Genomic DNA, 14853 nt, shown 5'->3' on the forward strand with positions numbered 1-14853 from the left:
GGACCGCAAATGTTCAAGAAAATTCTCATGCTGATGCTGACCCTTTTCGCGGCCAGCGCTTTTGCAGCTGTTGATGTGAACAAGGCCTCGCAGGCCGAGTTGGAGACGATCAAAGGCATCGGCCCCGGCATCTCCGCCAAAATTCTTGAAGAACGTAACAAAGGCGCCTTCAAGGATTGGCCCGATATGGTGGAGCGTGTCAAAGGCGTGGGTGAGCACAACGCGGCCAAATTCTCAACCGAAGGCATGACGGTTAACGGCGTCAGCTATGCCGGCGCACCCGCCAAACCTGCGGCTGAATCGGCCAAAGCTGGCTCGAAAGCCAGCGCCAAGGCACAGGCCAAGCCTGTCCCCGCCGCCGTGCCTGCTCCCATGGCGACCGCACCCAAGGCTGCCGCCCCGGCTGCATCGGCCCCGATGACGGCAGCAGAAAAGAAAGCCGCCGCCAAACAAGCCAAGGAAGACAAAAAGGCCGCCAAGGCCGCCGCTGCTGAAGACGCCAAGAAGGCCAAGGCTGAAAAGAAAGCCGCTGCCGCAGCCGCAGCTGCCAGCGCCGGCAAGAAGTAATATCCAACGGCTTTTGGGAGGGCCCGGTCGGGCCTTCAAACCAGCCCAAGGCGCTCCTCGGAGCGCTTTTCTTTTGCCCGCAGAAAGCTCCAGCGTCATGAATGAACTGGCCCAGATGAAAGCCATGGGATTGGCTTTGCCCAGCCCCGCGTATTTGTTCGGTGCGCTCGTGTTTGGCTTGATTGGCCTGTGGGCCTTTCGCCATGGGCGGCGGACTGAGCAGCCGCGCACCTTGTGGTTGGGTGTGGCGTTGATGGTCTATCCCTATGCGGTGTCAGGGACCGCGCTGCTTTACGCCATTGGCGCAGCGCTGTGCGTGGGGCTGTATCTGGTGCGCAATTGAGTGGTGGAGCCCGCCACTTCAGCGTGCGGCGTGCGAATGACGGAAAATCGGGTTTTGATTCGGCCGCACCATGTTCACCCATTTGATTGAAGAAGCCCAAGCCCCCGCCCAACACAGCGACGCGCGGCAACGCTTTGTGCGCCTGCTTGAAACTGCCCTGGTGGGTGATCGGTTTGTCAAACTGCTGCTCTCCAAGTACTGCGGCGAAGACCCGAGCCTGCAGCGCCTGACGGTGCGGGCCGTGCAGTTGCGGGGAGAGCGGCAGTTGTCGTTCCTGTGGCGGCATCAGACCAAGGACGTGACCAAAAATCACCCCTTGGCCGAAGGCCTTACCCTCATCAAGCAATTGCTGGGCACGCAGTTCCAGAACGCGCATCTGCACACCCCCACAGAAGAGGTGCAACTGGCCTTCTCCCGCAAGGGCAAGCCGAGCTTGCGGGTGTCGCGGCTTGCTGAAGCTGGTGCCGGGGAGGACATTGCGGCGGCACCTGACGGTGCGCTGGGTGCGTCGGGTGTCGCGGGCGGAGCCAGCCATGACAAGGAAAAGGTCAGGCATTTGTCTTTGGCGCAGCCCTTCTGGGCTGACTTGGGCTTGACGCACGAGGTGCGTGGCGAATCCGTTTTGGTGCCCGCCATGTCGCGCAAATGGAAGCAGATCAACAAGTTCATCGAGATTTTCGCGGCCGCGATGAAGTCCTCGACGCTTGCGGCCAGCCCGGATGTTCATGTGGCTGATTTTGGCTCCGGCAAGGGCTACCTCACCTTCGCCATGTACGACTGGCTCAGCGCGCAAGGCAAGGACGCGCATGTGACCGGCGTGGAGTTGCGGGATGACATGGTTCGGCTGTGCAGCACCGCGGCCGAACGCCATGGTTTGACGGGCTTACGCTTTGACCAGGGCGATGTGCGCAGCTACACGCCCGCCCGTCTGGATGTGATGATCGCCTTGCACGCCTGCGACATTGCCACCGACTTTGCGATCCATCTGGGGCTGCGCGCCGGTGCGCAGATCATCATGTGCTCGCCGTGCTGCCACAAGCAGATTCGACCGCAGATGCAGATGCCGGCCCTGTTGCGGCCCATGCTGCAGCACGGCATTCACCTGGGGCAAGAAGCCGAGATGGTGACCGATTCCCTGCGCGCCTTGTTGCTGGAGGCCGAGGGTTATGAGACGCAGGTCTTTGAGTTCGTCGCGCTGGAGCACACGAGCAAGAACAAGATGATTTTGGCCGTCAAGAAAACCGGCGCCGCGGCAGCCGCACACGCCGCGCGCCGGCCTGAGTTATTGGCCCAGATCGCCGAGATCAAGCGTTTCTACGGCTTGCGTGAGCATTGCCTGGAGCAATTGCTCGCCGCTTGAAGAAAAGGCCCCGACACGGGAGTGCACGGGGCCTGTGAACAGCGCTGGACACCGCCCGAAGACGCCTTTTACCTGCAGGGCAAGCGAAGGCGTGGGGCCGCGGTGTGGAACATGAAAATGTGGGGTAGCGCGGGCAACGCGGGCCGCGCGTGAGTTGGCACGCAAGGTGTCAGCTCACAGAGCCTGGGCGTTGTTGAGATCGGCCGGGCGGTCAGGCCCGACTTTTTTGCAAAACGTTCAGGGCATCAAGCGCTGCGGACTTGAGGACCGATGGGCTGGCGCCTTGCAGGCTCGGGGAGCGGCGTGTCGGTGCAGCGGCAAGGCGGGCATGGTGATCGTCTTTCAAGTCGTCGCCACGCACGGTTTGCGCATGGCATGACTGCATCATCGCCGCCATCAGGCTGTCATAAAGGCGCGAAGAAGCGGGGCGAAACAAAGCAATTTGCAGGGCCGGGAACTGCCCCTAATTTCTGGCCTTGTGTGGCCTGGCCTTGTTGGGCTGACCTTACGTCACTTCGCCTCGCAACAGTGCGATCAGGGCGTTGCCACGGGCCGCGTCAACATCAAGCGCACGGCGGGGGCTTTGAGCCCGCGCGTGCTGTCGCCGCTCTCCGGCACGTCCGCCCACTGCCAGTCGCCTTTCACGCATTGCTGGATGACCTTGAACCACAGGGGCCCCGGCTGACTCGGTAAGGTGCCGCGCACGGTGAATTCGTCATACCAGGCGTCTTGAAGAAAATCGGCCTCGCTGCGGGCTGTCCAGCTGATCTCGGTGACGTCTTCGGTGACGGTGCGGCCATGGCTGTCATAGGGCGTGGCCAGCTTGTCGCGCTGGAGGGTCAGCGTCTAGCCCGCCTTGGGGACCGGCTTGGCGCCGCGGAAGCCTGCCGGCAATTTCACGCTGATGCGTGTGGTGGCCGAACCGTCGCAGCCGTGCCCGACGCGCAGCACCGCCTTGTAATTGCTGCCGGCCGCAGCCTCGCCTTGTTCCAGCGTGATGTGGGCGTGAGCGCCCGCCGCAGCCATCGAGAGCAGGGCGGCGCGGAGGAGGGTTTTCAAAATAGGCATGGAGATTTCTCGGAGTTGTCAGTCGAAATTGCGGTCAGGTTTACAGGTCGAACTTCAGTTCGGCATGCATAGTTCGCTGCGGATAGGGGTGAAAGTTCCAATACGTGCTGTTGTTCAGGTTGTCGATGCCCGCGGCCAGCGTCCACTGTTTGGCCCACTTCCACTGCGCCCGCAAGTCGGTGGTGAAGACGGGCGAAAAGCCTTGGTAGGCATAACCGTTGGGGTCGCTGTTGTTCAGCGTGCCGTACTGGGTGCCTGAATACCGCAAGCCGTAGCTCACCGAAAGCGCCGGGTTGACTTGGTAGCTGATCAGCGCCGTGGCGCGCCAGCGGGGCACGCGGGGCTGCTGCTTGCCCACCGTGTCGCCGGGCACCGACACATAGCCGCTGTTGGCCAGGATTTTTGAATCGGCGTAGGTCAAGCTGCCCGTCAAGTCCAGGCCCTGCACGCCGAGATCGAAGCCTTGGTAGGCCCACTCCACACCCACGGTGCGGATGCGGTCGATGTTCTGAATGCTGGACACGGTCTTGCCGTCGAAGATGGCCGTTTGGGAATACAGCGCGTCGCGGGTGTCTTCGTGGAAGAGGGTGCTGCGCAATTGCTGCGAGCCCGCTGCCCAGGTGGCACTCAGCTCGGTGGTCCAGCCCTGCTCGGGCTTGAGGTCGGGGTTGGTGCTGGGGTCACTCGGCACATAGGCTCCGGCGCTGTTGACGCCGCCTTGGTAGAGCTCGTTGACGGTGGGCATGCGCACCGCGCGACCTGTGGACAGGCGCAAGTTCCACGCATCGTTCACGGCGTAGCCGATGGCGGCTTTGGGCGAGGCGTGCTGCGCTTCCCGGTGAGCGTAGGTGACGGTGGTGCCGCTGGCGGCGGTTTTGCTGCCGTTCGAGGCGGTCCATTCTTCCAGCCGCAGGCCCAGCACGGTCTTGAGCTGCGGGCTGATGTTCCAGGCGTCTTGCGCGTAGACGCTGCTCAGCCGCGTCTCGCCGCTGAAGGCAGTGAACAGGGCAGTGGGCGCGCCGTTTCGCCAGTCCGGCGTGTCAGATGTGCGTTGGCGCCAGGTGTAGTGCTCTTGCTGTACGCCCAGGTCAATCACATGGCCGGTACCCGTGGGGCGCAGCACGCCCTTGGCTGCCCAGGTGCGCCAGCCCGTGCCGGACAGGTCGGTGATGCGGCCGGCGCCACCCGCATTCGCGCCCGGCCGCGCGACCAGCGGTGCACGTGATTCGTCCCGCGCGTAGTCGTAGCGGCTTGCCGTTAGTTCGAAGTCAAACACGCCCCGGGCGTTGCTCTTGAGCGAGGCGCCCTGCAGTTGGTGGCGCAAGCTGTCGCGGTTTTGGCCGAAGTCGTTCGCGCCCAGGCTGTAGGCTTTGCCGCCGATATTGATCGGGCTCGCCTTGAGCGTGCCGCTGTTGGCGGCTGCGGCGTAGAAGGGTTGGTCCGCCGCGTCGCGCAGATAGCTTTCGCTTTGGCCCACGGTGTTGTTGTTCCACCCCCCCAGGGTGTAGCTGGCGGCCAACTCGGGCGTGATGTCGTAGCGGAGCTTGAGCTTTGCGTGATCTTGGTGGGTGTCGTACTGCGTGCCTGCGCCGACGATCAGCCAGGGCGTATTGGATTTGTCCAACCCCGGTATGGCGCCGGAGACCCCCGTGGCCGTGTTGCTGGCGGCGGTCGTCGAGAGAGGCTTGGTCACGAAGGTCAAGGGCTGGCCCTTGCTGTCGAGCCGGTTCACGTCGACCCACCAACTGAGCGCCCCCGCCTTGTCGCCGACCGATGCGCTGGCCTGGTGCCCGCCGTAGTCGGCCTGGCTACCGTAAAGCTTGAAGGGCTGGACGAATACGCCCAGGCCCAAATGCGCCTCGAAGGACTTGGGCATGTGCGTTTGATAGTCCACCACGGCACCGGCGGCGTTGCCGGAATAGGCCGCGGAGAAGGGGCCGTACAGCACGTCGACACGTTCGATTTCCTCCGGCGTCACCATCCCCCAGCGGGGCGCGAAGGTGGCGCCATTGCCCAGCAGGTTGGACAGCGGTATGCCGTCGGCGAACACCAGCGAACGTGCGCTATTGCCCGTGCCGGAGGCGCGTGTGGACAGCACCGCGTGGTTGTAGTCGCCGATATAGCGTTTGCGCACCAGCAGGCTGGGCAAGAACTTCAAGGCGTCTTCGGCGTCAGTGGCGTTGATGCTGCGGCTGATCTCGGCGCCCGTCATGCTCTCGATGGTGGTGGGCAGGGCGCTGGGGAAGGAGGTGCTGGCGCTGCCAGTGACCAGCACAAGCCCTAGCGCATGCACCGGCATGGTGGGTGCGGCGAGTGCTGCGGACGTTGTCGAGGCGGCGGCCTGGACTGCGTGGGCAATGGACGCTGCTGCGCTTGTTGCCGCGTCGGGCGACTCGTCGTCGCAGTCGCAATCGGTACAGGCTTGCGCGGTCAAGGGCAGCAAAGACAGCGTGATGCACAGCTGGGCACAGGCCAGCGCCGCGTGGCGTGGGGCCCAGCGGGAGGGGAAGGTTTTCATGAATATCTCTGACGGAAGCCAGCAGCGCAAAGGTACCTACGGTCGAGGGCGATGCGTTGGTGGCGAAGCGAAGGCGCACACAGGCGCTGCCCAGGGGTCAGGCGGCAGCGGGCGTGCGGGCGACGGGGGTCAAGCCGTCAGAGGTGGGGCGCGGGACTGCGCAGGCGCCCAGGCATGGCTGCCCTGCGGGGCGCTGAAGAAGCGGGCTGGCCGCTCGAAACGAAGGGCGCCCGGCAAAACCGGGCTGGCGCTGGGGACGGGGGGCGGCGCCAGATCAGGTGTGTGGGTGGCGCAGTAAGGGCAGTGCTTCAACAGCCCGTGCTCGGCCATGTCGCGCGGCTCGGGTTGGCTGCGTTCGCTCAGGCTGATGTCACTCGCGCGGGGCGATACCAGATTGCTGCGGCACAGCTGGCTCCACACCATCACCTCGCCCCGGGCCAAGGCCAAGGCTTGCGCCAGCGTGGGCGCAAGCAAGCTCAAGGTCAGGGTCACAAGGACCCACCATCGGCTCAAATGGCTAGGGGAACGGCGAAAGTGAAGGGGTTGCACAGGCGGAATTTTAGGCGCGGAACGTCGTCATTTCCTTGATGTGCATTGCCGTTCTCTCGACGAAGCACAAATGCTCAGTGGTGCTTGTGCTCTTCGTTGGGCTCGGGCTTCATCGCGCCGTGCGTGCCCATCTGGCGAGCTTCGGCCTTGATGTCCACCGTTTCGCGGATTTTGTCTTTGCCCTCAAACACCAGGGTCAGGGGTACGCTGTCGCCCACATTCACGGGTGCCTTCAGGCCCATCAGCATGACGTGATAGCTGCCCGGTTTGAGTTCGATGGTTTTGCCCGCCGGGAGGTCAAGGGCCGGCACTGCACGCATCTTCATGGTGTTGCCCTCCATGGCCATTTCATGGACTTCGACTTCGCTGGCCACCGGGGAGCGCACCTCGACCAGGCGGCTGTCCATTTTGGCGGTCAGCTTGAAGAAGGCGCCGGTGGCCTTTTGCTGGGCTACGGTGGCGCGCACCCAGGGTTGGCTGACTTCAACTTGCGCTTGTGCGCTGGCGGCGATCAGCAGGGCGCCCAGGCCGGCGCTGATTTGCGCAATCAATGGGGTACTGAAGCGGGTGAGAACAGCAGGGATGGACATCAAGACCTCCGGGTTTGTGTGGGGCAAATTGTGACGCAGATTGCGCCGCTTGAGCTTGCCCCGCCGGCGCTCAGGGCTTGGGGAGTTTGAGATGCGCGCGCAGGCCGCGCGGTGAGCGGTTGCTGAGCGTCAGCTCACCGCCTTGCCGCAGCGTGAGGTCGCGGGCGATGTAGAGCCCCAGGCCCACACCGCCGGTGTTGCGGTTGCGAGAGGCCTCCACGCGGTAGAAGGGCTGGAACACGCGGCCCAGGTCGGCGGCGGCGATGCCGGGGCCGTCATCGTCCACGCAGATGTGGATGGCCGTTGCATCCTGGCTGATGTGAAGATGGGCGAGTTCACCGTAGCGCAGGGCGTTGCTGATCAGGTTGTCCAGCACGCGGCGCAGGGCTTGTGCCTGCACCCGGGCGATGGCGTGGTCGGTTTCCACGCTGAGCGTGACGGGCTGGCCTTGTTCGGCGAGATCGTCCACCACGGCTTGAACCAGGGTGCCTATGTCGGTCGCTTCAGCGCCGTCCAGCGCGGCCATGCCCTCGTCACGAAACAGGTTCAGCGTGCTGTCCAGCAGCGCATTCATTTCGGTGATGTCGGCCACCGAACGGGCGGTCAGCAACGGGTCGCCCTGCATGGTTTCAAGGCGCATGCGCAAGCGCGTCAGCGGGGTTCGCAGGTCGTGAGAAATGGCCGCCACCATCAAGCTGCGCGCCAGAAATTGTTCGCGCAACTGCTGGCTCATGCTGTTGAAGACGTGCGCGGCTTCGCGCACTTCCACGGTGCCGCTGTGTTCATCCAGGGGGGGCGGCGGCAGCTGGTGAGACACATTACGCCCCAGGCTGTGCGCGGCCTGGGTCAGCTGGTCCATGGGGCGCGAGAGCCAGCGTGAGCCCCACCATGCCGCCAGGGCAATCACGATGAAGCGCACGCCATAATCAACCGCCAGGATATGGGCGGGTATGCCGTGCGGTGCGTGCATGCCACCCGGTTCTGCCATGAAAAAGGGGTCGAAGTCCATCGGCGGCAGACCTTGCAAGTCTTCCTGTCCGTGGGCGGGGCCGCCAGCCGGGCCCCAATCCCCCATGGGGTCTGACAGCCCGGGTGTTGGCGGCAGCAAGGGGATGGCCTGCAAACCGCCACGATGGCGCCAGGCTTCGTCCAACGAGGAGCTGAGCAACAGGGTGACTACGATGAATGCCAGCATATGGCTCAAGACCAGCGCGCCCCACATCAGCAGAAACAACCGCTTTGACAGCGTGTCTGCCAGAAGAAAATGGGCCAGTTTTTCAGGGACCAGCCGGCGCAACCGCATCAATGCACCTTGGCGTCGAAGAGGTAGCCCGCGCCGCGCAGGGTGCGAATCATTTGCGCCTCGCGGTTGCTGTCCCCCAGCTTTTGGCGCAAGCGCGACACGCTCAGGTCAATGCTGCGGTCGTTGACCTCAACGCCTGCGGCCCGGGTCAGCTCGATGAGCTGCTCGCGCGAGAGCACGCGGCCGGGTTGGTCGAGAAAGGCCGAGAGCAGCCTGAACTCAGCGTTAGACAGCACCACCAGCACGCCTTGCGGCGAGTGCAGCTGACGCAGCATGCGATCGAAATGCCAGCCTTCGAATTCGAGCGTACGGCGTTCGTCCTGGCGCGCATCCTGCGGCGATTTTCTCGCGCGGCGCAGCACCGCATGGATGCGGGCCACCAATTCACGCGGCTCGAAAGGCTTGCCCAGATAGTCGTCCGCGCCCATCTCCAGGCCCAGCACGCGGCTGATCGGGTCGCCGTGGGCCGTCAACATGATCACCGGCATCTTGTATTCAGCCTGAATCGATTGACACAGGTCCAGGCCGTTGGCATCGGGCAGCATCAGGTCCAGCACCACCACATCAAAGCGCTGGTTGGTCAGCAGGCGCCGCATCTCGGCGCCATTGGCGGCAGTATGGGCTTCGATGCCAAAGCGCTGCAGATAGAGCTGCACTCCCTCGCGAATTTCGTGGTCATCATCCACCACTAGGCAACGGGTCATGCGGGTCTCCAACGCAGTGCTGCGGGCGCCCAGCCCACCGGGCGGGCTGAACGTTTGTGCGGACCGTGACGATACACCAGGCCGCGTGGCCTGGCCCGTGCCAGAGGGCACCGCGGACGATTCTGTGTGCAAGTTCGTGGGTCGCGTCACGCGGCTATCCCCACTGTCAAGCTGGCGGCATAGCCTGCAGCGACAGAGCCTGTCACCGTCGCCATCTCCGTGCTTGTGCCGTCGCTGAACACCCCATCGGTGGCGAAGCTCATTGACGCCAGATTTTGCGAGCTGCCGCTGTAGCCGGTGGCCGAGCTGTATACGGTGGTGCAGATGTCGGTCGGGAAGGCTATCTGCGAGGTCGCGATTGCGTTGCCGGCACGGGTCGCCGCTGCGGCGCTCGGGTAGACCTCGAAGTGCATGTGCGGCATGCGGCCCGAGTAGCAGCCCGGCACGATGGTGGTGAATGTCACCTTGCCGTCACTGCCCGAGATTTGTACGCCGCGCAGATAGTTCTGAAGAATTGCGCCGCTGGAGTACAGCGAGTAGTTGCCGCCGGCATCGCAATGCCACAGGTAGATGGCATAACCCGCCAGATCGGCGCAACTGTTTTGGGTATTAACCAGTTGGATCGTCACCGTCATCGGCACGCCGCTGGCGGTGCCGGTGACGCCCGCAATGCTGCTGCGAATGTCCGAGCGCACGATGCCGCTCAGCGCCAAGGCGTTGACGACGCTACCGTTGACTGAATTGGATCCGTCCCCTGGGTAGGGCCCGGAGGTTTCTTGCGCAATCACCGTACAGCTGGACGAACCGCTGCCAGTGCTCGTTCCTGTACCCGTGCCCGTACTTGTACCGGTGCCGGCCGCGCTGCTCGCGCTGGAGCCGCCGCCCCCGCAACCCAGCAGGGTCATGGCCCCCCCGCCCACGCCCGCGCCAGCCAGCCAGGCCAGCGTCATGCGCCGCCGTTGGGATTGAAGCTGGATGTTCTGGAGGTCCTGAGGCAGGCCCGGGTGTTGATCGGGGCCGCTGTTGTGCTGTGTTGACATCCGCATGGTCCTGGAAGCAGGTGAAGTGGGCTGATTGGAGCGTGCCAAGGTCTCTGGAGTTTTGTTTTTTATTGTCGAAATTGACACATTGCAAATCGCCGCATGTGCTCGGTATGGGAGACGTTGCCACCCAGTGCCTACACTAGAGGAGCTAGGCACTGCATAGTGCCTTTCGAATTGCGTTTCAAGGAGGTCAACGTGATGGGGCAACTGACCACCCATGTTTTGGATACCCTGCGGGGCCAGCCCGCCGCGGGCATGCAGGTACGGCTGTATCGCCTGGATGAAGGGCACACCACCTTTCTCAAAACCCTGCGCTTGAATGCAGATGGGCGAGCGGATGCGCCCTTGTTGGCGCAGGAGGAATTTCGCGCCGGTCGTTATCGCTTGGTGTTCGCTGTGGCTGCGTATTTCAAGGCCTGCGGTGTGGACTTGCCGGATCCGCCATTTCTCGACGAGGTGCCGCTGGACTTTGGCGTGGCCGATGCGGCGGGCCACTACCACGTACCTTTGCTGGCCACGCCCTGGACCTATTCCACCTACCGAGGGAGTTGAGCCTGAACCCAGTCGATACGCTTTTGGCTGCGCTCGCGACTCCTGCCGTAGCTTCGGCGCGCTGGATGCTCGTGTGCGTGCAGCACGTGGCAGGTAGTGCGCCGCGGGAGGTGGGGGCCTGGATGGCCGTGGCTGCCGATGCGCTGCTGGGTTCAGTCGGTGGCGGTCAGCTTGAGTATGAAGCTATTGAGACGGCGCGGGCGCATTTGTCGGCCCTGCCGGTGTCGACGCCCGCGCCCGCCACGCCCTCTCCCGCGATTCCCTTTACACAACGCATCCCGTTGGGCCCTCGGCTGGGTCAGTGTTGTGGCGGGGTGGTGACGCTTCAGTTTGAGTCTCTGCCACTGCAGCCGGATGCCGCGCAGCAGCAGGCTCTGCGCGAGCGGCTAAGCCCCGCGCCGGCGCAATGCATGCCAGTGGCCTTGTTTGGCGGCGGGCATGTTGGGCGGGCATTGGTGGCGCTGTTGGCAGGCTTGCCCAGCCAAGTGCTGTGGGTGGACAGCCGAGACGAGGTTTTTCCTGAGAGCCTGCCTGCGTCGGTGCGTGCCGAGCAATCCGAGCCCGTTCACCGGGCTGTGGCAACGCTGGCACCGGGATCGTTGGTGTTGATCATGAGCTTCAGCCACGCAGAAGATCTGGACATCGTGGCCGAGTGTTTGCGCCGGCAGCGTGCCAAGGCAGACCTGCACTTCATTGGCTTGATCGGCAGCCGCAGCAAATGGGCGGTGTTCAGGCAACGCCTGCTGGCACGCGGCTTCAGCGAGGCTGAACTGAGCCAAGTTACCTGTCCCATTGGCGCGCCGGGCATTCCAGGCAAGCAGCCCGAGGTGATTGCCGTTGCGGTGGTTGCCCAACTGCTGCAGGTTTGGCAGGGTGGGGTTAGCCGGCGTGTTGGGGGCTGCATGATGGACACGATCATGGGCCAGCCATCGTGAGCGAAAGCGTCAGGCGCGTGCAAGCCTTGGAGCAACAGCTCTGGGTGGCGCAGACGCTGGCGGCCTGGACCTCCGCCTTGCTGGAGTCTCGCGATGAGTCTTCCTTTGCGCGCTTGCTGTTGCGGCAGAGCCAGTCCTTGAAGGGCGTGCAGTCTTCGTTGTTCTTCATGCGGGGCGCCCCGCGTGAACCCTGGGTGGAGCTGCCCGTCACCGACGCCCCGACGGCTGATCATCCCGCAGAGAGGCAAGTCGAGGCCGGTGTTGCCGAGGAGGGAGAGACCAGGCGGTGCATCCGCATGGAGTGGCAAGGACAGGCGCGAGGGAGTGCCCCGTCGATGGCCTTGTTGGAGTGGCAGTGTGCGCCGGGCGACGGGGTGACCCTCGCTGGCTTGCACGCCTTGGCCGCGGCGGCGCCAGAAGCGCTGGGTCCGTGCTGGCGCCAGATTCAGCGGCATGCGGGCCAAACCTTGGAATTGAGCGCCTTGCGTGACTTGCTTGCGGGCAACACCCCGGCCAGTGCCCCGCTCGGCGCTGTGGGCATGAGCGCTTCGAAAGAGCAGGAGTTGATCCTCGAATCCATCCGCATGGGTATTCTTTTTGTGGTGGATCACAAGATTCGCCGCTGTAACAGCGCGGCCGAGCGCATGTTTGGTTACGGTCCCGGTGAGTTGCTGGGGCAGCGTACCCAGGTGCTCTACAACCACGAAGACATTTTTGACGAAGCGGGCGCCCGCGCGCTGCCCCTGCTGACTGCGGGCGGCGTTTACCAACTGCGGCTGCAACAGCGGCGCAAAGACGGTAGCCGCCTTTGGGTGCAGGCGCTGGGCCAGGCGGTGGATTGCCATGATCCCGACCAGGGGGCGGTCTGGGTGCTGGAGGATATGTCCGAGAACCTTGCCGCCGAACAGCGAGTGCAAGAAGCCCTGCTCGATCAACAACTGATCTTTCAGGCCGTCAGCCTCGGACTGATGCTGGTTGTCGACCGCCACATCGTGCGCTGCAACCCCATGTTCGAAACCATTTTTGGTTATGAACCGAGCGAGGTGCTAGGCCAATCCACACGCATCATTTATCCGTCTCAGGCGGCTTACGAAAGGGGCGGGGAGGAAATATACCGACCCATTCTGCAGGGGGGCGACTACCAGGGCGAGTGGCAGTTCTGCCGCAAGGACGGCAGCTTGTTCTGGGCGCGCGTGTACGGCCGGGCCATTGATGCTCAAAACCTCAGCAAGGGCAGCGTCTGGGTGTATGAAGACGTCACCGAAGAGCGGCGCATTGCGCAAGAGCTTCGCACCGCCAAAGAAAATGCGGACGCCGCCAACCACGCCAAAAGCGTGTTTCTGGCCAATATGAGCCATGAAATCCGCACCCCGATGAACGCCATCATCGGTTTGTCGTTCCTGGCGCTTTCGACGGCGTTGACGCCTCGCCAATTCGACTATGTGAGCAAGATTCGGCAGTCCGGGCAGCATCTGTTGGCCATCCTCAACGACATTCTTGATTTCTCGAAGGTCGAGGCGGGCAAATTGACGCTGGAGTCGGCCACGTTTGATCTCCAGGCGGTGTTGACTCATGTGCTTGATGTGGTGGGTGACAAGGCGCGCGCCAAGCGATTGAGCCTGGTATGCGAGTTGCCGCCAGATCTACCGCAATGGCTCTGTGGCGATGCCTTGCGCTTGCGGCAAATCCTGATCAATCTCGTGGACAACGCCGTCAAGTTCACCGAGGTGGGCCGCATTGTTCTGGCCTTGCAGGTGATGACGACGGACGGACCCGACTGGCTGTTGCGCTTTGAGTTGCGAGATACAGGCATTGGGCTCACGCCCGCGCAAATGGCAGGGCTGTTCCAGAGCTTCAGCCAGGCGGACGACTCCATCACGCGCCAATACGGCGGCACGGGCCTGGGCTTGGCGATCGCGCGCCGGCTGGCGTTGCTGATGGGGGGCGATATGGGGGTGCACAGTGAAGCGGGACGTGGCTCGGTGTTCTGGTTCACCGCCCGATTCGTACGTGCGCTCCCGCCCCCGCAGCCAGCTCCGGTTGACGTTTTGGCTTGTACCGTGGCTGAGGGCATTCGGCAGGCACTCCAGGGCACCCGCGTTCTGCTGGTGGAAGATAACCCCATCAATCAGCAGGTTGCTGAAGAGATTTTGCGCATGGCGGGCGTGAGTGTCGAGATGGCAGAGAACGGCGTGTTGGCCGTGCAACGTTTGCTGGGCACTGCGCCCGCTGGCGGCCCGCTTGAGGCCTTTGATTTGGTCTTGATGGACATGCAAATGCCGGTCATGGACGGCGTGACCGCCAGCGGCGTGATCCGGGGTGATGATCGCTTTGCGCAGTTGCCCATCATCGCCATGACGGCTAACGCCTTGCAGATGGACCGGGAGCGCTGCCTCGCGGCAGGCATGAATGACTTTGTCAGCAAGCCCTTTGAGCCCCAGGAACTTTGGCAGACGCTTGTGCGGTGGCGACGCGCTGCGCCTGCCGAGGTGCGGGACGGTGTGGACCCGTCGGTATTGCCCAACTTCGCGCCTGCGCCGGTGGCGGTGCCCGTAACTGCGGCGGCGTCGACACCGCCGGCATCCCCGCCAACGCCAGCGCAATGGGCGCAGCGCTTGAAATTGCGTCAAGTGGTGCCCTCACTCGATCTCGCCTTGGGCCTGCGCCGTGTGGCGGGCAATGCCGCGCTGTATCTGCGCTTGTTGCGTGAGTTTGCTGCCCATCGCAGCCAGGCAGACGCTGAAATCGAAGCGGCCTTGCGCATCGATCCGGTGGCAGCGCGGCGCGCCGCCCACACCTTGGTCGGTTTGGCCGGCAATCTGGGGGCGACGGCCTTGCAGTTGGCTGCGGCCGATCTTGAAGCCGCGCTTCACGACGACGGCCCAACCGCTGCGTGCCCGACCTGTCTGCTGGCGCTCAGCACTCAACTGCGGGCCTTGATTCGTGATTTGCAGGCTGCCCTTCCGCCTGACGCAGCGCCTGCGCATGAATTGGCGGACATGCGAGCGGCCTCGACACTTTCATTGCCTGTGCTGCAGCACTTGCACGCGCTACTGGCCGCCGATGATCCCGAGGCCTTGGACTACTTCCAGTTGCATGAGGGCGCTTTTCGCCAAGCGATGGGGGACACCTTCAACCCGCTCTGGCAGGCCCTGGCGAGCTTTGACTTTGCGCAGGCCCTCCAGCTGCTGGCGGCCTATGCCACCGGTGTGCACGGCAAAGCCATTTGATTCGCTACGGGAGTGAGTTAGAGCGCCACGGCAAGCCCGATAGTCACCCCTGCGACCTGAAATGCGCGGCTGCGCCGTTTGACATCGCTCA

Annotated in this window: 12 protein-coding genes and 1 pseudogene; 6 read left to right on the forward strand and 7 right to left on the reverse strand. The window is 63.7% G+C overall.

The annotated features are described in order from the left end of the window. Positions 1 to 9 precede the first annotated feature (9 nt). From PRZ01_RS05925 to PRZ01_RS05935, 3 genes are all read left to right on the forward strand, one after another. Positions 10 to 567, forward strand: coding sequence for a ComEA family DNA-binding protein (locus PRZ01_RS05925; RefSeq protein WP_273595844.1), 558 nt, complete (start codon positions 10 to 12; stop codon positions 565 to 567). Between the two features lie 97 nt (positions 568 to 664). Further along, entirely contained in the window at positions 665 to 910 is a 246-nt protein-coding gene (locus PRZ01_RS05930; protein ID WP_273595845.1) for a hypothetical protein, read from the forward strand. 70 nt (positions 911 to 980) lie between these two features. Then, positions 981 to 2270, forward strand: coding sequence for a class I SAM-dependent methyltransferase (locus PRZ01_RS05935; RefSeq protein WP_273595846.1), 1290 nt, complete (start codon positions 981 to 983; stop codon positions 2268 to 2270). A gap of 534 nt (positions 2271 to 2804) precedes the next feature. Here PRZ01_RS05935 and PRZ01_RS05940 read toward each other — a convergent pair. The 7 genes and pseudogenes from PRZ01_RS05940 to PRZ01_RS05970 all read right to left on the reverse strand — a co-directional run bounded on the left by PRZ01_RS05940 (position 2805) and on the right by PRZ01_RS05970 (position 10042). Then, positions 2805 to 3338: pseudogene (locus PRZ01_RS05940) on the reverse strand (YcnI family copper-binding membrane protein). A gap of 40 nt (positions 3339 to 3378) precedes the next feature. Continuing rightward, on the reverse strand, positions 3379 to 5856 hold the full coding sequence (locus tag PRZ01_RS05945) for a TonB-dependent receptor (protein WP_273595847.1): 2478 nt from the start codon (positions 5854 to 5856) through the stop codon (positions 3379 to 3381). A gap of 129 nt (positions 5857 to 5985) precedes the next feature. Continuing rightward, positions 5986 to 6348 (reverse strand): DUF2946 domain-containing protein, encoded by a 363-nt coding sequence (locus PRZ01_RS05950; RefSeq protein WP_273595848.1) that lies wholly within the window; start codon positions 6346 to 6348, stop codon positions 5986 to 5988. A 131-nt stretch (positions 6349 to 6479) separates the two neighbouring features. Then, positions 6480 to 6995: a copper chaperone PCu(A)C gene (locus tag PRZ01_RS05955; protein ID WP_273595849.1), complete on the reverse strand. Its 516-nt coding sequence runs from the start codon at positions 6993 to 6995 to the stop codon at positions 6480 to 6482. Positions 6996 to 7065: 70 nt separating this feature from the next. Next, positions 7066 to 8298, reverse strand: a complete 1233-nt coding sequence (locus PRZ01_RS05960; protein WP_273595850.1) for an ATP-binding protein — start codon at positions 8296 to 8298, stop codon at positions 7066 to 7068. Beyond that, entirely contained in the window at positions 8298 to 9002 is a 705-nt protein-coding gene (locus PRZ01_RS05965) for a response regulator (RefSeq protein ID WP_273595851.1), read from the reverse strand. Before PRZ01_RS05965 ends, PRZ01_RS05960 begins: the two co-directional genes overlap by 1 nt. Positions 9003 to 9148: 146 nt before the next feature. Continuing rightward, positions 9149 to 10042: a dioxygenase family protein gene (locus PRZ01_RS05970; protein WP_273595852.1), complete on the reverse strand. Its 894-nt coding sequence runs from the start codon at positions 10040 to 10042 to the stop codon at positions 9149 to 9151. Positions 10043 to 10243: 201 nt separating this feature from the next. On the opposite strand from PRZ01_RS05970, the gene uraH reads away from it, so the two are divergent. From uraH to PRZ01_RS05985, 3 genes are all read left to right on the forward strand, one after another. After that, positions 10244 to 10597: a hydroxyisourate hydrolase gene (gene uraH / locus PRZ01_RS05975; protein WP_273595918.1), complete on the forward strand. Its 354-nt coding sequence runs from the start codon at positions 10244 to 10246 to the stop codon at positions 10595 to 10597. Between the two features lie 65 nt (positions 10598 to 10662). After that, positions 10663 to 11532: a xanthine dehydrogenase accessory protein XdhC gene (gene xdhC / locus PRZ01_RS05980; protein ID WP_273595919.1), complete on the forward strand. Its 870-nt coding sequence runs from the start codon at positions 10663 to 10665 to the stop codon at positions 11530 to 11532. Beyond that, positions 11529 to 14762 (forward strand): PAS domain S-box protein, encoded by a 3234-nt coding sequence (locus tag PRZ01_RS05985; RefSeq protein ID WP_273595853.1) that lies wholly within the window; start codon positions 11529 to 11531, stop codon positions 14760 to 14762. The genes xdhC and PRZ01_RS05985 overlap by 4 nt, the downstream gene beginning before the upstream one ends. Positions 14763 to 14853 lie beyond the last annotated feature (91 nt).

It is taken from the genome of Roseateles koreensis (assembly GCF_028595305.1).
Taxonomy (GTDB): domain Bacteria; phylum Pseudomonadota; class Gammaproteobacteria; order Burkholderiales; family Burkholderiaceae_C; genus Paucibacter_A; species Paucibacter_A koreensis.